Below are 21784 nucleotides of genomic sequence, written 5' to 3'. Positions count from 1 at the left end.
CTTGTCCTTGAAAAAAAGTGCCCTCCAGTAGTGATATCTACGTGAGGACACCCTGCTAATTCCAATCGACTTCCGTGTAACCTTTACCCAATAATCTTGGTCTTCTTCGCATTCTCCATCGACTTTTCAATGATTCCACTCAACGGACGCTTCAACGCGAGCGCTACAAACAGGCTGATACCAATAAAGCCGAATAATACGAGTATATCCCGGATCACCGTTTCCCAGAGGATGCCGCCCACCCCTTCACGTAACAGGCTGATCGCATACGTGAAAGGCATGTATGGGTTCAGCGCTTGGAAAAACGGTGAAGTCATACTGATCGGGAACGTACCGCCCGAGCTGGAGAATTGGAACACCATGAAGATGATCGCTATTCCTTTGCCCACGTTGCCAAAAACGGACACCAGCGTGTACGTAATCGTGACAAAAACCAGGCTGACCAGCATACCGAATAACACAAACGGAGCTTTATCCGCTACATAGGCCCCCAGGATGTAAATATCACCGAGCGTGACGAACAACGCCTGAAACAGCCCAATTGTCACAAACGTCCCCAAGCGGCCCAGGTACAGCTGATACGGCTTGTACACTCCGCCCGGATTTTCCGCATTCGGCTTCAGCAAGGAAATTAACAAGGTCGCACCTACCCACAGAGACAACACACCGTAAAACGGTGACATGGCCGAACCATAATTCGGTATCGGGTAGAGGCGGTTTTCCTTGATCTGCACGGGACTTGCGAGGAATTCGCTCTCTTTTTTTATGTCGCCGCGCAATAGTTTGGCAAGGTCGGCGAAGTTGTTGTTCGCCTCGACTTCTCTCAGCTTGTCGGCTGCCTGCCCAATGGCACTCTCCAGCTTAGGCAGATCGTCGCGAACCAATGCAGCAACTCTGTGGACTCCTGCCTCCACCTCCGGGAGCTTGTAGCGCACAAAATCAGCCAGCTTGGTCAAATTCGCCTCCGCTTTAGGCAGATCGTTCTGGACGAATGCCGCTGCCTCGTCGAGCTTCTTCCCGATAGTAGGAAGATTTCCTTTCAAGAACGGAGCTGCTACGCGAATAGCATTTGCAAAAGCATCCGACTTGCTTCTGAGCGTTTGCGCGAGCTCATGGACCTGCGCCCGTATTTGCGGCATCTCCTGCTGGATTCGCTTCAATTCTGCCAATCCCAGCTCCAAGCCCGTTTTTGTCTCTTGGAGAATCGTTTCGATATCCGGGAGTTTTTCTTGGGCCTTATGCAGTAGATCAGCAGATTCTCCTGTGATCACCTTCAGCCTTTCAATGCCCTCGGATATTTTCGGAACGATTTCGCTATCGTATCTGGACAGGATGTCTCCCAATTCCGCGCTGGTGTTTTTCGAGAGCTGATTCAAGCTCTCCACCAAATCTTTCGCAGGCTGCTTGCCTTTTTCCAGCGCGCTTGCAATCGTACCGAGAATCTCGATTTGCCGGTTCATCCTGTTCTCAATCGTGCGCAGCCTCTCTGCGAAATGACTCAATGGCTGTCCAGGAATATAACTGTTTACTTTCTCTACAAGCGATGCGGTATGCCCCAAAACATTCACGGCTCTGGATAACCTGTCTTTCACGGCATTTACCTCACTCGCAGTAGGAAGGCGATCCGGATTGATTTGCAACAGTCTATCTGTGAGTTGTGTGAGCGCATCCGATGCTTGCTGGGCTAAGATAAGATTTTGCTTGATCAGCGGTGCAATCGTTTCAAAGGCACCGTCATGCTTCGTAAAAAAGTCATTGAGCTGATCAGTAACAGCCGCGCCCTTATCAGTCAGATCAGCGATACGCGGCAACGCATGTTGCGCAGCAGAAACGATCTCAATAGCCTGACTCGCTTTTTCTGTGGCCGTAGTCACTGCGTTTGCGACTTTATCAAAATTTTGATCCAGCTCTTCAATTCGTCCAACGGCTTGCTCAATCACCGGTAGCTTGTCTTCCATCGCAATAATGACCGAAGCCGCCTCATTGATCTTCGGCCAGTTTTGCTGAATTTTGAGCACGGCCTGCCCAGCTTGATTGATTTCGGGGATTCTTTTTTCCACTTCCAGAATGATCTGCGCTTTCTCGTGAATCTCGGGAAGTTTCTTTTCAATCTCCAACACCTTTTGCCCTGCGGCACGAATCTCAGGCAGGCTTTTTTCCAGTTGGAAAACGCCACTCTCGATTTTGCGGATGGTCGGCAATTGCTCTTCAATTTTAATGCCGATCTCTGTAAGCTTCGTCAGCAAGGCTTCACTGACGCTTTCCGTAAAACTCTCGTTGATCTGCTTGGCAATCGCTGAAACACCTGACGAGGTAATTTTGGGTGCGACGGCGTTCACTTTTTCATTGACCGTATAGATCACTTCGGGCTTGTTCAGGTTGCCATGGACAATTCCCGTGATTTTTGTGGAAAAGTCAGCCGGGATCAGGATACTGGCATAATAATCGCCCCGCTCCACGCCCCGCCTGGCCTCTTCTTTGTCCACAAAGGTCCACCCTAGTTTCTGGTTGTTATGCAAGCTCTTTACGAGCTCGTCTCCGATGTTGACCTTTTGATCGCCAACAGTGGCTCCCTGATCCTCGCTCGTCACCGCCACCTTGACCCCTTGTGTATTGGCGTAAGGGTCCCATACTGATTTGATGTTGATCCAATCGTATAAACAAGGAAGGAGAATGATGGCGATGATTAGAAAAATCCCAGTCGGAACCTTGAAAATGTTAATCCAGTCCGTTTTGTAAATCTTCCATATAGACCGCATGTATGTACCACCTAGTAAAAAAGAATGGATGAATCTTTACACTCACATGACAGTTTACCATGGAAGGAAATGATCGGGAATGAGTCTGCTACTAGTAGCATGAGCCGCTACACGCTAAATTATGATGAAAAAAGCCCAACCATCACTGGTCAGGCTCTTCCTAGTAAATCGGTAAAACTATTTTCTCACTTTCAGCGTGTACTCGCTTGTATGACCATCGTTTTCGGCAATAATCGTCACTGTGGTTTTGTCCGGCGTATCCTCATGGACGGTTACCACACCATCCTCGCTAATCTCGGCATATTCCGCTTCCACGACACTGTAAGTGGTTCCTGTGCTTTCCTTGGTCATATCGCGTCGGCTGCGATCCGTCATGGTAGCCGACACGCTCATTTGAACCGTACTGCCAGGCTTTACTGTACTCTTTTTGGCGGACAGATTGATACTCTTAACCTCTGCGATCGTGAACGTCACTTTGGTCGATTTTTCTCCGTTGCTCACCTTGATGGTAACTTTTTTGCCAGGTCGCGCATCCTCGGAAATCTCGATCAAGCCATTTTCATCCACGGTGACGCTGCTGTTGTCAGATTCATAGACGGTTCCGCTCTCTACATCAGTCAAATCCTGCTCGGTACGGTTCGAGAACCATCCGGTCACTTGGAGCTGGAGACTCTCACCCGGCAACAGGGATGCCCTACTTGGTGTAACGTTCACTCTTTGCAGACCTGTATTTGCTACCATGTAGATGCCCGGCTCCTCGATTTCGAAGCTTGCGCGGTCACCCGTTTTGATGACATCTACTGTTTTGCCTTTGGAGGTCTTGAGGACGTTCCATACTCGCTTCGATTCATCATAGTACTGAGCCGTCAAATATTTATCCTTGTGCTCGTACGGCAGAATCATGCGGACAGTCCTGCTGTCAAAGCTCTTCAATTCCTGATTGTCTGCTTCTAGGCGCACTTCGTACATATCGCTGGCATTGCCCGATTTCGAAGGCTTTTTGATGTCGTCCGGCTTCGAGAGCTCGACGTGGATATCCGCACCGTCATGCTCTTTGAGAAGCTCGCTGGACAGCCATACACCTGCGTCTTCCTTGTTCACCAGGGCCACATTGATTTGCTTTTGTGCCAATGCATCTACGATATCACCACTTAGTGTCATCGAAGATTTTTCTTCTTCCTTCGATTTTTTCGCTGCACGCACTTCATGACGAGTGCCGTCCATGCGAATCTCGATTGTCTTCTCCAAGTCAAATAGCGATGCTTGCTTGTCCAGTGCTGTCTCGATGGCCTCTACTGCTTGGGCAAAGCGTTCGAGTTGAGCGACTACCTTCTCCGTATTTTCGCTATCGTCTGCTTCGATCGTGCTGACTTGTGTCAAAAGCTCCGCGATCGGTTCTTTCAGCTTTTTCACCCATTTTTCAGAGAGATCGTCTTTATCCAGCTTGGCAATCGTCGTCTCTGCTACATGAGCCATGACTTTTACTGCTTGCTCCCATTGTTCCTGATCGTTTTTCTCGATCTCATCAACAACTGGCAAGAAAGCATCCTTCAACAGCGAGTAGGTCTGTTCTAACACTTGATCCTCATCGACGATATCCTCTTTCCACTTGGAAACCATCGCTGCCAAAACAGTATCCGTTGCATCGGAAACCAAAGCAAGATGCGTAGAATCACTGAGCTTGTCGTCCTTGATCAGCTTGGACAATTGCTTGATCGCATTCTCTGCTTGCTTCTCTACTACATCCTCATCTGTAGCGTTCTTAATCACCTCAGCAGCAGCGCGATTGGCTTGGCGCAACTGCTCATCTGGCGTGAGTACAGGCGGATCTACTGGTGGTGTGACTGGTGGTACTTCGGTAAACGCATCCTTCAGTGCTGTTTGGGCAAAGTCCTCAGACTCTGTGTCCTTTTGCTTGGAGAAAGCGAGAATTTTCGTAGCGCCATTCGGAATTGCCGTACCATTCGGCATCGCGTAGACGACCTTATCGCCTGTCTTGGCTACAGATGCAATCGCAGACTGCCCGGACAGTTTGCCTTCGTCGTTCCCCCAGTAAAGTACATACTCGTCAATGTTCGCTTCATTTGCCGCAGGAGTGATCGTAACATCCCCGCCAATCACACCCTTATTCGTGTCCGCATCGGTAAAGGATACCGCTTGTGGTGCTTGTGCCTGCGTCTCATCGATAATGGTAAAGGTGGCGCGGCCAAGCTCCAGATTGTCGTTATCTGTGCGATACTCTGCTTCCCCGACATAAACGGCATCGTATTTGCCAGGAGCCAAATTCAAATCCTTGAACGTAATCGTTCCATCCGGCTGCTTGACGCTTTTCGTTTTTTGCATCGCGATTGGTTTTACATTTTTTCCAAGCTTCGTTCCTACAGGGAAAATACCGATCCAGTCTTCTAGTACAGAGCTGGTATAAGCAACCTCAACGGCTTCTGTTGGCAGATATTTTTCTTTGACCATGTGAACGGTAGGATTGCTGATGGTCAAATCAGGGTCGGTAGCCGGGTCTACCACTGGTATTTTCTCGGAAAGATCGATTTCGAATTGCGCATTGGCGATCCATGTGTCGTTTTTAAAATCTCTACCTTTTACCTTGACTTTATCATCGTAAACTTCCACGAAAAAGCCTTGGCTTCCATCCTTGCCTGTATTGGCGTCTGTCCACAAATAAGAGGTAGCGCCCGCATTAAACATCGTGGCGTATTTGGCGTTGTACATCGTATCCTTTGCACCCAGCTCCCAGTGCGTATGTCCGCTGAACAGGAAGGCCCCTGGATGCTTGGACAAGATCGTTTTCAATTCCTTATCCTGTCTGACACCGTACCAGTAATTGCTTTTGAGATAGCCCACGTTCGCACCTGCTACCGTATTTTTCAACGGTTGATGGTGGAAGATGAAGGTCGGCTTACCCCCAGACTCGGACAGTTTTTCGTCCAGCCATTTCAACTGTGCTTCTGACAAGTACGAGTAGTCCTTTAACCCTTTTTCCGTGCCAAGGAAAATGAACTGGTAGCCGTTAATCCACACATTGTAGTAGCTAGACTTCATGTTGGTGTACTTGTGGAACAGCTCGGAAAACTGCGTCCAGTCCCCCCAGCGAACATCGTGGTTCCCTTGCACAAAATACGTTTCCGGGAGTTGGTCCTTGTACATGTTAAAAATCCGGGCCAGCTCCATATATTGTGCTTCGGTTCCGTTCTCGGTATTGTCCCCGATGGTCATGAGTCCGTCACTGTCCGGATTCAGCGCAATCATATCTTTGAAGGCATCTTCGAGGTTTTTATTATGAACGTGATCCTTGCTGGTTTGCACATGCATGTCAGTGATGACTTCAAAACTGACCAATGGCTTCTCTTTCACCATCCCTGGGATCGTAAACTCTGCGCTCGCTGTCGTTTCACCCGCAGTTGAATCCGAGTAAGCGAGGAGCTTCGTAGCGCCCTTTGGAATGACCGTGTTAGCTGGGATTGTATAGGTCGCATACGTTTCATCTGGCGTAGTCGGGGGCTGCACTTGTGCGATGATCGGCTCTCCTGGCAGCTTTCCTACATCATTTCCCCAGTACAGATTGTAGTGAGTCACATTCGCAGGATCAGCAGGGATTTTGATTTTCACATCGCCTGCGATCTGGTCTGCATCGTCATCCGTATCCACAAAAGTAATGCCCGTAGGAGGATTCAAGGTAATGATCGAAAAAGGAGCACGCTGAAAAATGTTGTAGCCGTCATTTTGCATGTACAGCGCCTCATACTCACCTGCTGGCAACGATTTCGTAAAGCTCATCGCACCATTTGGCTGACCGGCTGCACTCGTATATTGCCAAGCAAGAGAAGGGTTGCTGCCCTGTGGAATGGCACCTGCTTTATACAGTCCGATCCAATCCTTCAGGGAAGCCCCTGTATACGACAAGGACATCGGTTGACCATACAAATAAGTTTGCTTGTCCATCGTGACGGTTTGCTCTCCTGCTGCCTGAACGCCTTGGATCATAAAAGGTTGAGTCATTCCCATGAAGGCAACCGTAACACCCAGTACCATTGACATCGTTTTGTTTATCACTTTCATAATAAACGCGCACCTCATTTCGATCAGATTGATAGAGTCCGACTGATGATTTTTACACGACCTTGCTGCTGACTTTCAGACCAATGACACCAATCACAATGAGTGACATCCAAAGCATTTGCTGAAGATTGATCATTTCTTTGAATAAGAAAATACCGACGAATGAAATTAAAACAATCCCGACACCAGACCAGATCGCATAAGCGACTCCGACCTGTATGTAGCTGAGTGCGAAATTAAGCAGAGTGAAGCTCGCACCGTACAACAGAAACATCAGAATGGATGGCCACAGCTTGGTAAAGCCCGCAGATAGTTTCATCGAAGTCGTACCTGCTAGCTCCAACAAAATAGCGAATGTGAGGAGAATCCATCCCCACCCGATCCCATCATTCATGCCGTGATGCCTCCACCTTCAGTTGCGCATAGGAGGAAATCACCGCTTCTGCTTCCTCCAGGATTTGTATCCGATCGGAAGAGTCTTCCTTGCTCACAATGCCAATGGTCACGGAGACCCCTGCACTTTTCCCCATGCGTATGTCGCCGCTCGTATCACCGATGACAGCGACTTCTCTCGGCTTCAAGCCCAATTGGGTACAAGCTTTTACCACCATGTCCGGATAAGGCTTGCCACGCTCTACCTGATCATTCCCGATAATGACTGGAAAATAAGAGCGAATGCCCATCCATTCCATATGCTTGATCGCTTCCTCTGTTTCATCTGCGGTTACAATCCCCATAAACATTCCGTGGTCGCGACATTGTTCGAGGAACGGAATCAGCCCCGGGATGGGATAGGCAGGACGAGTCTGATCCATATCCTGATAAGCTCGCTCTTTGCACTCTCTAGCGAGTCGCATTGATTCTCCCCACGATAGTCCCTGACGATATCCCTGCCATGCCAGGATCGCAAGCAAATCGCCAGTTGAGCCCATCGCTAACGGACCATTGATGCTGTAGTCGCATAATTGCCCGTCTTCGTCGTGAACGGTCCCCCACAGCTCTGCGAGAGGAGCGATCTCAGTCGGCTGCGGAAGCTGGCTGGCAAAATGACGATGTACGGATTCGCTCCAGTACCCCCAGAGCCGCACAAACTCCAGCAAAGTACCATCCTTATCGAACAAAATCGCTTTGACGGTATATCTCTTGTTGTTAACAAGTAAGTCGGGCATCTTTTCACCTGCATTCCATTTTGAATCGGACTTGGCTTTACTCTTTCGTCCTGACGAGAAGCGCATCCATTCTTTTCTGAATCTTGCCTGAAGTCCACATGATCGCGGTACGTACCAACATATTCGCCACGATGATTAACGTAGACATCGCAGCAGCCTGCGCGATATCGCCTGAGTCCTCCTTATTCACAATCGCAACCGCAGCCGGTTTCAGGTCTGGTGCATACAAGAAAATAATGGCCGAGACCGTCACCATGCTGTTGATGAAATAGTAGAGGAACACTTCCAAAATCGTCGGCAATGACAGCGGAACCGTAACCCGCAGCAATGTCCGATACCAAGGCACATTCATCGATTCTGATGCAGCCTCGAACTCGCTATCCAGCTTCTTCAGACCGGACGTCATCGTCAGGAAAGAAACTGAATAGAAGTGAACGATGTTACACAAAATGACGATCCAAATCGTACCGTAAATGCCGTGCAGCGGTTGATTCGGATTGTTGAAAAAGAATACGTAGATCAAACCGAGCACGAGTCCTGGCAATGCAAGCGGCAGCATGGACAGAAAATACGCTGACTGACGCAGCAGACGATGCCCACGTGACTTCTCGATGAGATACGCGAACAAAAAAGTAGCGACTGTGCCAATCAATGCCGTAGCAAACGCGATAAGCAAGCTCGTCACAAACGGCCCTTCGCCATCCAAAAAGTCTTCATAGTGCGCAAAGGAAATGGACAGATTGTACGGCCACACTTTTACAAGGGAGCCGTAAATAGCAACCAGGATAATGCTAATAATCACAGCGGACACGGTGGAGCAAAGCACGTAAAACAACCCATCCCGCAGTTTGTTGCGTTCAATTCGGTAAGGAATGGACTTTGCGCTCAACCAACCGCTCTGTTTGCGCTGGGAGATGCGATCGATCACAAATGAAATCACAGCTGGTATTAACAGCAGCACTCCAACGGCCGCACCCATTTGCATGTTTTGTTGCCCGATAACCTGCTTGTACAAATCTGTCGCCAGCACGTTGTACTGCCCGCCGACCACTTTGGGAGCCCCGAAGTCGGTAAAGGTCAAGACGAAGCAGACAAAAATGGCACTGATCAGCGCAAACCTCGTACCCGGTACCGTGACCGTCCAAAATCTGCGCCACTTGGATGCCCCGAGCGTCTCTGCCGCTTCATACATCCGGTAATCTGCACTTGCGAGTGCCACCGACAGCATCAGAAACGCCTGCGGAAACGTATAGAGTACTTCCGCCATCACAATCCCGATAGGCCCGTAGAGCTCAATGCGGAATTCCGGCAACAGCCCAAAAAATCCGGTAGAAATCAGACCTTGATTGCCAAACAGGTAGGTCAGCGCCAAGCCGTGCAGCATAGAGGGTGCGAATAGCGGCAAGAGTGCAACCGACCGATAAAACCATTTGCCGCGAATCGCACTTCTCTCCAGTGCGTAAGCAAATCCGAAGCCTAACGTAACGGCAATGATCGTCGTGACCGTCGACACCTTAATGGAATTCCACAATGACATCACGAGAGCCGGCGTCGAGAAGTAATTAGCAAAGTGCATGAGCCCGATAAAGTTTCCGTCCTGATCTGTAACTGCCTTGATCACTAGCTCACCAAGCGGCAGCAGGATGGCGAACAACAGCGCGATGGTCATGCAAATAATGATCGCATTTTGGCTCCATTGGTTGGCATCAGGGCGTATTCGTTTTAACCAGGTGTCCATATCGTATGCGCTCCTTAGCCAACAGCCAGGTCTGCCGTATCATCAAAACGGATGACATGCTCTGGCGGCAGGGTGAAGGCAATTTTTTGATCCGGCCAAACATGATGAGACACCATAGCATGTGCCGGGACATCAATCGTGACAAACTGTTGCAACAAAGTACCTTGTGGACCGATCAACTCTGCCACAATTCGATAATGCGTACCGCGATATTCCAACTCGCGCACGATCCCTTGTCTGCCTTTTTCATGACCGTCACGCAGCAACTGGACATGCTCCGGACGAATGGCGAGCATAGCTTGATCCGAGTGCTTATCCGACTGGATAAAGCTGATGGCTCCGATAAAATCAGCAACAAATGGCGTTTTGGGACGCTCGTACACTTCTTTTGGCGTACCGACCTGAATGATGCGCGACTGGTTCATGACCACGATGCGATCCGCCATTGTCAACGCTTCCTCCTGATCGTGCGTCACCATAATCGTCGTCATCCCGAATTGATGATGTAGCCGACGAATTTCGTTCCTGAGTTTGGCACGGACCTTGGCGTCCAGCGCAGATAATGGCTCGTCCAAGAGTAAGCAGTCCGGCGAAAACGCCAAGGCCCTCGCCAGTGCTACCCGTTGCTGCTGCCCTCCTGATAATTGAGCCGGGACTTTGTTGCGGTGTTCTCCCAGCTCAACCAGTTGAAGCATTTCCTCTACCCGATCAGCAATTTGTGCCTTGGAGAAGCGATTACGCAATCCGTAAGCAATGTTTTCACTGACCGTCAAATTCGGAAACAAAGCGTACGATTGAAACATCATGCCAAAATTCCGTTTCCCTGCTGGCAGCGAGGTAATGTCTTTCCCGGCAATGACGACGCTCCCTTGATCCGCTTTTTCCAGTCCTGCGAGGATGCGCAACAACGTTGTTTTTCCGCAGCCGCTCGGTCCGAGCAGACAGATGAATTCATTCTTGGCAATGTCCAATTGAATGCCCTGAAGCGCTGTGTGCTTCCCGAATCGCTTGGCGAGATTGCGTAATGACAAATAGCCTTGCTCCATCACAAATGCCCCTTTATTTTTTACTTTTTCGGTTCAGCCTTGGAGCCGTACTTCTGCTCCCACTCGGCCAGAATGCCTTCGCGGTCTCTTGCTGCTTGATACAAGTCCAGCTTGGTCAACTGCGATACAGGGTCTTGTTTGTAGCCTTCCGGAATTTGACTTCCCTCTTGCTTGATGCTCAAAATCGCGTAGTTTTTGTTGTATTCCTTCATCGGCTCATCGCTGATCGCCCAGTCGAGGAACAATTTTGCTTCTGGCTTGATGTCCTTTTTCTTCACGAGCGCGCTCGCTTCCATATCCCAGCCTGAGCCCTCTTTCGGGAACACGACTTCGACTGGCGCTCCTTTTTTCTGTTCGTTAATGCCGCTGTATCCATAAGAGATACCGATTGGCGCTTCACCAGCGGACGCCATCTTCGCCGGCTTGGAGCCAGAGTGCGTGTAGATCATCATGTTTTCATGCAGCTTGTCCATGTAAGCCCAAGCCTTGTCCTTGCCGTACAACTGATGCAAGGCGTTGACGGTCAAGTAGCCTGTTCCAGAAGAAGCAGGGTGAGGCATCGCGATCAAGCCTTTGTATTCTGGTTTGACCAAATCTTCGTACGACTGTGGGATAGCCAGATTGCGTTTTTCCATCTCTGCTTTGTTGACAATAATGGCTGTCTCCCAAATATCCATGCCTACCCATTTTGGCGGGTTGGCCTTGTCCTTGAATTCAGGCAGTACACGATCTACGCCTTTGGGAGCATATGGCGCAAGCATTTGCATATCGTCCATCACCAAGAGACTCGTGGCAGCCAGTCCCCAGATCACATCCGCCTGCGGATTGTCCTTCTCGGCAATCAGCTTGGCTGTCATGATGCCAGTGGAGTCACGAACGATGTTTACTTTGATATCCGGATACTGCTCTTTGAAAGAAGTCAGATACGTCTTGATCTGTTCATCTTCAATTGCCGTGTACACATTGATTTCTCCAGAAGCGTTAGACACTGCAGCCTCCGAGCCAGTTTGACCACTGTTCGATGCTGTTCCCTCTGTCTTCGGTGCTCCACAGCCTGCCAACAAACTCGTAACGACCAACGTTGCTGCCATCACATTCCACTTGATTTTCACGGTGATTCTCCTTTTCTGAAAGAAAGTATCGGATAAAAACCATCTGCGTTCAAAAATTATTGTACACTCGCATTGTGTTTCGCCCATGAAACCACTGTTAATTGAGCATTAAGATTACGTAAATGCTCATAACAATAGCTTTATCACTGTGTAGAAAAACTTTTTGCTATAATGGAAGTATCATACAAAAAGCATTGAACGAAATGATGATGACGGTGGCACGAGAGGGAAGTGAATATTCGCATGTCGTTGAACGACGAAAATGTACGAGAAGAAAAACGCCTCCATATTCGTAAACAAATGATCGAAGCCATAGCGGAAACGATGGACTTGTATGGCGCTACTCATTCCTCTGGTCAGCTTTACGGTGTCATGTTCTTCGAGAATCGTCCGATGACTCTCGACGAGATGAAAACACAGATGAACATGAGCAAAAGCAACATGAGCTATGCAGTGAGATCTTTAATGGAATCCCGCATGGTCAAAAAACTCGAGGAAAAGCAGGAACGAAAAGAGCTGTATGCGGCGGAGACCAACTTCTTCACAGCGTTTCAAAACTTCTTCACATTCAAGCTGCAGCGTGAAGTCGATGTGATGACCGGTGCCATCGACCAGGCACTGCCTGAATTAACCGAGCTGATCCTTTTGGAAAGTACCTCTGATGAGGAACGAAAGCTCGCCCTCCAAGATTTGCACAAGCTCAGACATGCAAAAGGGTATTACGAATGGTTGCAAAGTTTTGTGTATGCCTTGGAACAAGGTGATTTTTTCGAAGAAGAGCCCGAATAGAAAAAAGCCATCTTTCTCTCCAAAGCTAGAGGAAAAGATGGCTTTTCTTTTTACTTTTTCTTCTCTTGACGCACCAAATACAAGAAGTATGGAACACCGATGACCGCCGTCACAATACCCGCGGGGATCTCGATCGGAGGATTCAGTCCTCTCCCCAATGCATCTGCAATGACGAGAATCAACGCGCCCAAAACCGCCGCACCTGGCAACAGATAACGATGCTGATGACCGAACAGCTTTCTCGCCATATGTGGTGCAATTAATCCCACAAATCCGATCGAGCCAATCGCCGCTACACATGCGCCTGCCAATGCAACGGCGAGCAGCAGGAGCATATAGCGTGTTCGGACGACATTCAGTCCGAGCCCCGTGGAGCTCCCTTCATCCAGACTGATAATGTCCAGCTTTCGATGCAGAGCAAAGCTAATGGGAATGAATACGAGCAGCCACGGCAGCAAAGCGTAAATTTCATCCCAGCCTTTCCCCCACAAGCTCCCTGCCAGCCAGACAAGAGAATCATTGGCTTGCATCGGATACTTCACCATGATGAATTCCGTCAACGCTTGGCAGATCGCCCCTACTCCCATGCCGACCAAGGCAAACGTAGTTGGCTGTGCACCGCTTTTCCGAGCGAAATAGATGAGGGCAATCGCTACCGCCAGTGCTCCCAAAAACGCGACAATCGGGAGAAGAAGCGGTGATGCGGTCGGAAACAGAATGATGACAACAACCGCGAACAAGCCCGCTCCTTTGGTTACCCCTACAACATCTGGAGATGCCAGCGGATTACGGATCATTCCTTGCAAAATCACACCTGCGATCGCGAAGCCCGCTCCGGCAAGAATCGCGAGCAACGCCCGTGGCAATCGATAGTTTTCAATCATAAACGTAAGCGACGAAGATTCTCCCATAATCACTCGAATGATTTGATCAGGGCCGATAAAGATCGGGCCGATCCCCATGCTAAGCAATGCTGCCGCTAAGACTAAGGCGCCGAGGCCAACTAGGAGCAGGGTGTTTTTTCGCGAAGTCATACCATTTCCCTCCCCTTTTTTCTCGCCAAGTACAGAAAGAACGGGGTTCCCAAAAGAGCCGTTACAATCCCTACAGGAGACTCAAACGGATAGGAAATCAATCGAGCCAGTACATCGGAATAGGTAACCAAGACAGCACCACCAAGCGCAGACACAGGGATAACGACCCGATAGTCCGTACCCACGAGCCTCCTTGCGATATGCGGAACCATCAGTCCAACGAATCCGACAGCTCCGGCGACAGCAACAGAAGCTCCTGCCAAAATAACGACCACAACATAAGATAGCAGTCGGACGCGGGCGATTTTTTGTCCCAACCCCATCGCGACTTCCTCCCCCAGTCGAAACACAGACAAAGAGCCGGACAGCCAGATCGCCAGAAGGAGTCCCGCCATCGACCATGGCAAAATCAATTGCACATCCGTCCAAGCCGCTCCGCTAATGGAGCCAGACAACCAGTACAATACATTCGAGATGTGCTCGTTAAAAATAATGATTCCCTTCGTAATGGAGGTGAGCAGCAGGTGGATGGCCATTCCTACCAAGGCGATCTTGAGATTGGTCATCCCGCGGGAAGCTGCGAATCCAAAGACCACAAGTCCCCCGAGAATCGCTCCAGCAAATGCAAAATAAATGAGATTGGCTTTCCCGATATCCGGTAAAATCACAATCGCGAGTACGACCACCAGACAAGCCCCCGCATTCACGCCAAATACTTGCGGGGATGCGAGCGGATTGCGGGTAACGGCCTGCATCACGGCACCTGCCACAGCCAAATTCGCCCCAATGATGGCTCCCAGCACGGCTCTCGGAACGCGGATGGTTTGGAAAATCAAGAGCTCCTTGGAGTATTCACCCGATAGCCAATGCGTCACTAATGATCGAATCTCCAGCGAAGCTACTCCGGTAAACAAGCTCAGCAACAAGCCAATGAACAAGAGGATTGCCAAGCCGATCGCAATGAGGACAAAGGTACTTTGTCGTTGTCGTGTCGTTGTTTTCTGCAATACAAGCCACCTCGATCAACTACCACGTGCAGGAACACTGAAAAGACCAGATCAGCGATCGGTCTTTCCAGAATTTGCATCGTATGTTATTTTTCCTTGCTATATAAGAGATTCACTGCCTCTTCCACAATGCGTTCTGCGGATTTCAGTCCGCGATAGCGCGTCCAGAGGTCACGATTTACTTTGTGTACTTCCTGATTTTTGACTGCGGTGATATTGTTCCAAAGCGGATTTTGCTTCCACTCGTTCAACAGCGCGTCGTCGGCTTCCGCCAGGAAAATCACATCTGGGTCCCACTGCACCATTTGCTCCAGACTGATTTTTACCGTTGGTTCTGCCGCATCCTGAATCGCATTTTTGATTCCAATCATTTCGAGCAATTCGCCATCAAACGATTTCGCACCATGTGCAGACAGCGAATCTGCGCGGAATACACCCAGCATGACATTGCGGGAATCCCCAGCCGGTACCCTCTTCTTAAACTCTGCGATGATCTCCTTGTGCTTGATCAGGCGTTGTTCTGCTTCTTTTTGCTTGTTCAGCGCTTCCCCAATCGTGGCAAACGAGCTCAAGTTTTCCTGATACGTCGAGTTGCGGCTTTTCAAAATGATCGTCGGTGCGATTTTTTGCAAATCCTTGTATATGTCCTTGTGGCGATTCAAATCACCGATAATCAAATCCGGCTGCAACGAGCTGATGACTTCCAGACTCGGCTGCTGGCGTGTCCCCACAGGGGTATACTCGATTTTTTTGCCGACCAGTCCTTCTACGTCCTTATCCTTCTCCTGCGCGATTCCTACAGGTGTCACTCCCAGCTCCCATAGTCCGTCTACAAAGGAATACTCCAACGCGACGACTCTTTTCGGGTCTCCGGTAATTTCCGTTTCGCCCAGCTCGTGTTTCACGATGCGCTTCTGTGCGGTTTGCGCACTATCTTGACCTGCTGCTGGCTGTTTTTGCTCTGCGCTGCCGCACCCGGTCAGTAATACCGTACCTGCCAGTGCAAGCGTCCAAAGCATATGACCGAGACGTTTCATTCCGTTTGTTCGCTTCATCTTTTGTCCCTCACTTGATGTAATTGATAATGATTATTATTACCGACGAAATGCGTTTTTTATTGTAACAATCCGCTGCCGCAAATGAAACATTGTGCTTATTAAACCTTTTACCGCAATAAAGGTCATTAACGTCATTTTGTTCATGCTCTGCCATTACGAAAAAAAGCCGTTACGCCTGAACCATCGACGTAAACGGCTTTTCGCCACGATGCTATTTGGTGTTTGGTGTATGACTTACTTCGGTCATCGAGCTCAGCTTCTCTAATGCTTCCTTGGCAGGCGCATGATTCTCCGCCATCTCCAACGCCGACTGATAAGCTGCCACAGCCTCTTCCACTTGACCCAATCCTTCGTAACAAAGCCCTTTGTAATACCAGGCGTGAAAACTCCCCGATCCCTTCAAGGTCAGATGACGAATGTTGCTCTCCCCTAGCTCCAAGCAGTGATCAAACGTCATCAATGCTCGTTTATAGTTCTTTTTCAAATACTGAATGATCCCTTTGTACAAATGCAAATCAACATAGTCAGGATAAATCTCGATTGCCTTTTCAATTCCTGGCCACGCTCCCTCAGCACTGCCGATCGAGATCAACGTAGAGTATTTGAGCTTATAAAGAAGCGAAGGAGGCATCATATGGTTTTCGAGAAACCCAATAATAGACAGATTCACGAACTTGAACGTTTTCTCATGCTCCTGGATACGTGAGAATTCACTGGCAAGATGATACTCAATCCATGGAGAGTGGTCCTCTTTTTCCAATTCTTTCATGAGTAGCTGAATATTGCGCTCGAATTTGTTCTTTCTGCCAGTAAATTCATTCATGTAGCCGTAATGGTATATCCGTACAGGCAAAATTTGAATGTGGAGATCTTCGGTCAGATTGGGAAGGACCTCTTCTACGTTGAGCGTTTCATGGATGGGAAAATAGAAGCGAAAACCGATGCCATTGCGAAACAAACGTGAGTGAGCGATATGAAAAGCATCGTCTTCATTTTTTTCATCTCCAATGTAATTTATTAGATGGATATAAAAAAGGGAATCTTCTTGACCGCGAAGCAGCTCTTTCAATTTCGTGCTGTCTTCTTTATTCATTTCCTCATCGGCATCCATCCACAAAATCCAGTCGCCCGTTGCTTTGTCCAGTCCAAAGTTTCGTGCTTCTGCGAAGTTATCCTGCCACTCATACGAATGCACGACCGCTCCGAATGACTTGCATATCTCTACCGTTTTGTCGGTACTTCCCGTGTCTACGATAATCATTTCATCCACAAGATCTTTCACGCTTTCCAAGCACTTGTGAAGGCACTCTTCTTCGTTTTTTACAATCATACATAAGGAAATTTTGGGCGCCTCAGACATGCTACTCATCTCCTTTTACACACATCAATGAGATCGTAGTCTATCCCCCTTTACTCTATGAGCGGACTGCTCCTTTCAGAACGGCGCCATTTCCTTGGTTTTCGAACTATTTGCTGGAGCAGCGCATAGCAGATATCACAAAGAAAGCAGGGATCGTATCCATGCATGACTCATGTCCTTTGTGCAACAGCGCTCAGGTTGCGCTTTTCCACCAGTACGCTACCTTCGCGCTACTTACGTGCAAAGATTGTGATCTCGTTTTTCCGGAACATGCGATCTTCCATACACTGCTGCTCGATATGTGGTTTTCGGAAAAAGGGAAGCTGCTCGAAATTGGTCCAGGAACAGGAGAGTTGTTATTCCTTGCTCGTGAGGCTGGGTGGGAGGTTGTCGGGGTAGAGCCGTCGCACCAATCATGCGCATACGCCCAAGACCGGTATGGGTTACAACTGGTTCATTCGTTATGGAACTCCTCCGTTCTCGCCCCCGAACACATTAGTACTTTTGATGCCATTGTTTTTTGTCACGTCTTTGAGCATATTTCGCATCCGAAGCAATACCTTGAAGAATTGAAGGGGTTTCTTAAACCAGGAGGAAAGATCCTTTTTAGCGTGCCGAACAAAAACTCGTTCACCAATAAATTGTTTGGGGTGGATTCCCCTCTGTATACCGAGAATGACCACCTCTTCCATTACTCCCGTGACAATCTGATCTCACTGCTTCATCAAGGTGGCTGGGAGGTTCTCTCCATCTTTTCTCGAGAAGAAACGAACCGATTGGAAAACCATCTGCGCAAGACCACGCAAACACCTCTACCGATCCATGACATCATCAAGCTAGCCGCGAACCTCCAGTCGACATTCCAAGGCCATGAAATCTTCTGCATTGCAACACGACAAGCCTAACCTGCCATCCGTAATAAAAATTCGAGTAGGCAGGAGGTGCAGCACGTAGATGACCAGAGCCAAACTGACGCTTTCCATGATTGTGAAAAATGAAGGCAAACGGTATTTGAGACGAGTGTTGGAAGCACATAAAGACTTTATTGACGCAGCCGTCATCATCGACGATGGCAGTATCGATCATACCGTGGATCTCTGTAGAGAGGTTCTCAAGGGCATTCCTCTTCATCTGGTTCAAAACGCTACCTCTCAGTTTTCCAACGAGGTCACCCTGCGCAAACAACAATGGCAAGAAACGATCCAGACTGATCCGGGATGGATTTTGAATCTGGACGCCGATGAAAGCATGGATAGCTCCTTTCCCTCAAAAGTTTCCGAGATTTTGGAACAACAGACACACGAGGCGATCTACTTTCGTTTGTACGATATGTGGAGCGAGACGCATTATCGCGAAGATGTGTATTGGAAAGCCCATCATCACTACCGTCCTTTTATGGTCAAATACCGCCCTGACTTCCCCTATGTATGGAGGGAAACCCCACAGCATTGCGGCAGATTCCCTCTCTCGATCAACCAGTTCCCTTACCTGTGCCATCCATCACGCGTGAAACATTTTGGCTGGGCCCGACTCGAAGACAGACAAAACAAATACAACCGCTATCAGCTCCTTGACCCCAACGCCCGATATGGATGGAAGGAACAGTATGAATCGATCTTGGATCAACATCCCAATCTGTTGGAATGGGTGGAATGAGGATGATCATACGCGATATCGAAGAGGCTTTGCAGCTCAAACCAGATGCGCTTATTCTCGTAGATGATTTTGATCACTATCCCTTTCTGGCTCATCTCGGAAAAATCTATCACTATGAGGAACTTTTTCGAGAGATTGCCGGAAATCGTCGCTGGGTATTGGTAAGGCTCCAGGGCCAAGAAACATTTGATTACTAAATCTATGAGGTGATAATCATGTCTCAAGCATCGATTCCTAATATTACGCCTGTTATCTCGCTTACTCTTGGCCAAACCACTTCGCTATTGCTTACCTCCATCGCTTTAGAAGAGCTGGCTTTGGCTCACATTCTGAACGCCGAGGCGGAAAAGATCCAATATGTTTTAGGTACCCTTGCTCCAGGGCTCGAACCAGCCGCAACACTCTCCGACATCCTGCTCGTCCATGCAAGCGTTCGTCAAACGATACAAGATGTCATCAAAAAAGAAATGCTTCTGCAATTCAAGCTGGAGAACATCGTTGATAATCTGATCACTCGAAGCTAACTGGCTTCCTTCATTAGACTCCTTCGCCTTAATAGACCTCATTCGTATGGAAACTATCACCATATCACTGGTCCGGGTCAATCGATCCGGGCTTTTCACATTCCCCGCTTCCTTACGCATGTGTACAAATAAACAGTTCAGTGGGACACACACCTATGCATACACTTACCGTAGTTAAAACAAAGGGGGGGAATAGCTCGCGCTCACAGTTTAGAAGTATGCGATAGGCGCGCGATTAAATTGGTTACCTATTACTTCAAAGAGGTGATCTCATGTCTCAACCTATCATCCCTAACATTACCCCAACGATTTCCGTTACGATTGGGCAATCCGTATCTTTACTGCTAGCTTCCATTGCTCTGGAAGAATTGGCTTTGGCACATATTATGAATGCAGAGGCAGAAAAGATCCAGTTTGTGGTAGGTACATTGGGGGTTACGCCTGGGTTCGTCCCCAACATTTCTGACATTCTTGCCGTTAACAACAGTGTTCGCAGAACGCTGCAAGATGTCATCAAAAAAGACATGCTCTTGCAATTCAAGTTGGAAAATGTAGTTAGCATTCTCCCGAGCACCTCCACTTCGTTATCGAATCAATACGATTAAGTTGTCATATTAAGATCGCGGTTACATAACATGTACTGCGAGGAAGTTTCCATTTCTTCACTATCAATCACGCGATCCTATGACGATCCTATCGTTTTTGTTGCAAGAAACTCGCCCGAAGGCGTTCTGTGCAAATTAAGGGAAGCAGATCGCCTTCTTCTTTGGGTAAGTCTTATTTTGTATACAAAATCAAACACATAAAGGATGTAGATAACGATGTCAATGCCCACGATCCCCAATATAACACCGGAAATCATATTGAAGCGAAACGAAGTATTAAATCTGCTTCTCACCTCCATTGCGCTGGAGGAAATCGGACTTTCTCACATTATTAATACAGAGGGGGAAAAGATCCAAAAGATCGTGAAGGAGCAATGCCTCTCGCTCAATGATGCGCTTGCCTTAAACGACAGCGTAGAACGAATGCTGCGCAATGTCATCAAGACCGAGATGCTCCTACAATTCAGGCTGGAGGATATTATCAAGCTGGAGCAGATGCAAAATAATCATGATCAGCAGCACGATGACTTACCTGACTTACCCGACCTTCCATGCCTTTGAAGAATAGCCCTCACTACTTACACTGCTTTTCATGGGATCATAATTTTATTGAAGAGGGATGATGATGACCTTACGGGATAAAGTTCCATCAAATGATGTGCCTACGCGCGAAGAAGCTTTGAGTCATTTGCTGCAATCCATTGCCCTAGAGGAAGAAGCCTTGTCCAGATTGCTAAACGCCGAAGCTGACAAAGCCCTTGCTTTCGTTGGCAAAAATCTGGACTTCCCCAACACCCCCTCTAATGATGAGATCATTACCTTTAATCGTACAGTCATTTCGATTCTGGATTCGGTGCTGATGGCTGAGTGGCTTTTGTTAAAAAAGCTGGATGCAGCCATTCACATGTACCCTGTGGCGCTTAAATCAAACTTTGAGATGAAAGAAGCCGATTTCGGTGATGAATTGGATGACGACTTCACCATCGACTATTAACGATTGATCATTTCAGGAATTCGAGGTCAATTGCCATGAAGAACAAAGATATCGATGACCAAACCGTTCTAAAGCTGACCTATTCCATCGTCCAGTTGGTCAAAGGATTGGAATCCCGCTTTCATCATGCCAAAGATTACGAGCTTATGCTGTTTGGCTACCAAATATCAACGATGTTCAATCTGCTCATCAGACTGCATACCCACATACATAACAAGCAGATTGCTCACAGCTTTCTATTTGAATCGTGTAACCCTTTCCATCCCACTAGTGAAATGTACACACATGTCCTTGCTGCGATTGCCCAGTTATCGGAATTGGTAAAGACATGGAGGTTTCCGCATAAACAATTCGCGACCTTGATTGAAAATCATCTGCGGCAATTACAATCGTTTTACTCGATAGAAGACCATTCCCATCATCAAACAAAGTCTATAGAACGGGAAGAGGATTCCCCCAACAACGAGCCGATGCAATTGGAGCTGGAAGGAGATTTTCCAGATGACGAACCTGTACAGCTAGATCTGGGTGAGCAAACGAAAACCACTGACGTTCCACCTATACCTCCCCCAACCCCTCCATTGCTCACAAACAACGCACGCATCGATACAGCCAACAACCGGAAATCAGTACATCCAAAACCCCCATTATTAGCACAGGCTACCTCCATCCCTACTCCCGATAAAAACAAACGCAAGTCCAAGCGTCCCAAGCCTGTAACAAACGTGGCAAAAGTGCGTGGCCAGAAAAAAATGCTCGCTAAGCGAGTTACTGCACCTACAAAGCCTCCCTTTGTACCGAACTCCGTAAAGGTACGTATCGGCAATGTCACCAAGGTCATCCACATATGAACCTGAAT

20 protein-coding genes are annotated in these 21784 nt (G+C 48.3%); 9 read left to right on the top strand and 11 right to left on the bottom strand.

The features are described from left to right. Window positions 1-83 precede the first annotated feature (83 nt). The 7 genes from PMI05_RS09550 to PMI05_RS09520 form a co-directional block, all read right to left on the bottom strand. A complete protein-coding gene (locus tag PMI05_RS09550) occupies window positions 84-2759 on the bottom strand; it encodes a YhgE/Pip domain-containing protein (RefSeq protein ID WP_007720379.1) in 2676 nt (891 codons plus the stop codon). Between the two features lie 177 nt (window positions 2760-2936). Next, a complete protein-coding gene (locus PMI05_RS09545) occupies window positions 2937-6833 on the bottom strand; it encodes a metallophosphoesterase (RefSeq protein ID WP_007720370.1) in 3897 nt (1298 codons plus the stop codon). 52 nt (window positions 6834-6885) lie between these two features. Further along, on the bottom strand, window positions 6886-7227 hold the full coding sequence (locus PMI05_RS09540; protein WP_007720368.1) for a multidrug efflux SMR transporter: 342 nt from the start codon (window positions 7225-7227) through the stop codon (window positions 6886-6888). Then, window positions 7220-8002 carry an HAD family phosphatase gene (locus tag PMI05_RS09535; protein ID WP_007720366.1) on the bottom strand — a complete coding sequence of 261 codons (783 nt, stop codon included), beginning with the start codon at window positions 8000-8002 and terminating at the stop codon, window positions 7220-7222. The genes PMI05_RS09540 and PMI05_RS09535 overlap by 8 nt, the downstream gene beginning before the upstream one ends. Before the next feature lie 37 nt (window positions 8003-8039). Continuing rightward, a complete protein-coding gene (locus PMI05_RS09530; RefSeq protein WP_007720364.1) occupies window positions 8040-9740 on the bottom strand; it encodes a putative 2-aminoethylphosphonate ABC transporter permease subunit in 1701 nt (566 codons plus the stop codon). Between the two features lie 14 nt (window positions 9741-9754). Further along, entirely contained in the window at window positions 9755-10786 is a 1032-nt protein-coding gene (locus tag PMI05_RS09525; protein WP_007720363.1) for an ABC transporter ATP-binding protein, read from the bottom strand. 20 nt (window positions 10787-10806) lie between these two features. Then, window positions 10807-11898, bottom strand: coding sequence for a putative 2-aminoethylphosphonate ABC transporter substrate-binding protein (locus tag PMI05_RS09520; protein ID WP_007720361.1), 1092 nt, complete (start codon window positions 11896-11898; stop codon window positions 10807-10809). A gap of 243 nt (window positions 11899-12141) precedes the next feature. On the opposite strand from PMI05_RS09520, the gene PMI05_RS09515 reads away from it, so the two are divergent. After that, entirely contained in the window at window positions 12142-12687 is a 546-nt protein-coding gene (locus PMI05_RS09515; RefSeq protein WP_039960503.1) for a GbsR/MarR family transcriptional regulator, read from the top strand. A 50-nt stretch (window positions 12688-12737) separates the two neighbouring features. Here the strand turns inward: PMI05_RS09515 and PMI05_RS09510 are convergent, their stop codons facing one another. From PMI05_RS09510 to PMI05_RS09495, 4 genes are all read right to left on the bottom strand, one after another. Next, on the bottom strand, window positions 12738-13721 hold the full coding sequence (locus tag PMI05_RS09510) for an iron ABC transporter permease (RefSeq protein WP_007720357.1): 984 nt from the start codon (window positions 13719-13721) through the stop codon (window positions 12738-12740). After that, on the bottom strand, window positions 13718-14728 hold the full coding sequence (locus PMI05_RS09505) for an iron ABC transporter permease (protein WP_007720356.1): 1011 nt from the start codon (window positions 14726-14728) through the stop codon (window positions 13718-13720). The genes PMI05_RS09510 and PMI05_RS09505 overlap by 4 nt, the downstream gene beginning before the upstream one ends. 86 nt (window positions 14729-14814) lie before the next feature. Further along, window positions 14815-15783 carry a Fe(3+) dicitrate ABC transporter substrate-binding protein gene (locus PMI05_RS09500; protein WP_007720355.1) on the bottom strand — a complete coding sequence of 323 codons (969 nt, stop codon included), beginning with the start codon at window positions 15781-15783 and terminating at the stop codon, window positions 14815-14817. 214 nt (window positions 15784-15997) lie between these two features. Then, the gene (locus PMI05_RS09495) at window positions 15998-17146 is read right to left on the bottom strand and encodes a glycosyltransferase (RefSeq protein ID WP_007720354.1); all 1149 of its coding nucleotides are present in this window, start codon (window positions 17144-17146) and stop codon (window positions 15998-16000) included. Between the two features lie 161 nt (window positions 17147-17307). Between PMI05_RS09495 and PMI05_RS09490 the strand changes: the two genes are divergently transcribed. The 8 genes from PMI05_RS09490 (at window position 17308) to PMI05_RS09455 (ending at window position 21776) form a co-directional block, all read left to right on the top strand. Next, entirely contained in the window at window positions 17308-18051 is a 744-nt protein-coding gene (locus PMI05_RS09490; protein WP_007720353.1) for a bifunctional 2-polyprenyl-6-hydroxyphenol methylase/3-demethylubiquinol 3-O-methyltransferase UbiG, read from the top strand. Between the two features lie 49 nt (window positions 18052-18100). Further along, a complete protein-coding gene (locus PMI05_RS09485; RefSeq protein ID WP_007720351.1) occupies window positions 18101-18802 on the top strand; it encodes a glycosyltransferase family 2 protein in 702 nt (233 codons plus the stop codon). A gap of 2 nt (window positions 18803-18804) precedes the next feature. Continuing rightward, window positions 18805-18999 carry a hypothetical protein gene (locus PMI05_RS09480; protein WP_007720349.1) on the top strand — a complete coding sequence of 65 codons (195 nt, stop codon included), beginning with the start codon at window positions 18805-18807 and terminating at the stop codon, window positions 18997-18999. An 18-nt stretch (window positions 19000-19017) separates the two neighbouring features. Then, window positions 19018-19326, top strand: coding sequence for a hypothetical protein (locus PMI05_RS09475; protein WP_007720346.1), 309 nt, complete (start codon window positions 19018-19020; stop codon window positions 19324-19326). 272 nt (window positions 19327-19598) lie between these two features. Next, window positions 19599-19931 (top strand): hypothetical protein, encoded by a 333-nt coding sequence (locus PMI05_RS09470; protein WP_007720344.1) that lies wholly within the window; start codon window positions 19599-19601, stop codon window positions 19929-19931. A gap of 216 nt (window positions 19932-20147) precedes the next feature. Next, window positions 20148-20492 (top strand): hypothetical protein, encoded by a 345-nt coding sequence (locus tag PMI05_RS09465; protein WP_007720341.1) that lies wholly within the window; start codon window positions 20148-20150, stop codon window positions 20490-20492. Between the two features lie 64 nt (window positions 20493-20556). Then, on the top strand, window positions 20557-20925 hold the full coding sequence (locus tag PMI05_RS09460; protein ID WP_007720338.1) for a hypothetical protein: 369 nt from the start codon (window positions 20557-20559) through the stop codon (window positions 20923-20925). Window positions 20926-20960: 35 nt separating this feature from the next. Then, window positions 20961-21776, top strand: coding sequence for a hypothetical protein (locus PMI05_RS09455; protein WP_007720336.1), 816 nt, complete (start codon window positions 20961-20963; stop codon window positions 21774-21776). Window positions 21777-21784: the final 8 nt, after the last annotated feature.

The sequence above is a fragment of the Brevibacillus sp. BC25 genome, from assembly GCF_000282075.1.
Lineage (GTDB): Bacteria > Bacillota > Bacilli > Brevibacillales > Brevibacillaceae > Brevibacillus.
This window is presented reverse-complemented; position numbering and strand designations above follow the sequence as displayed.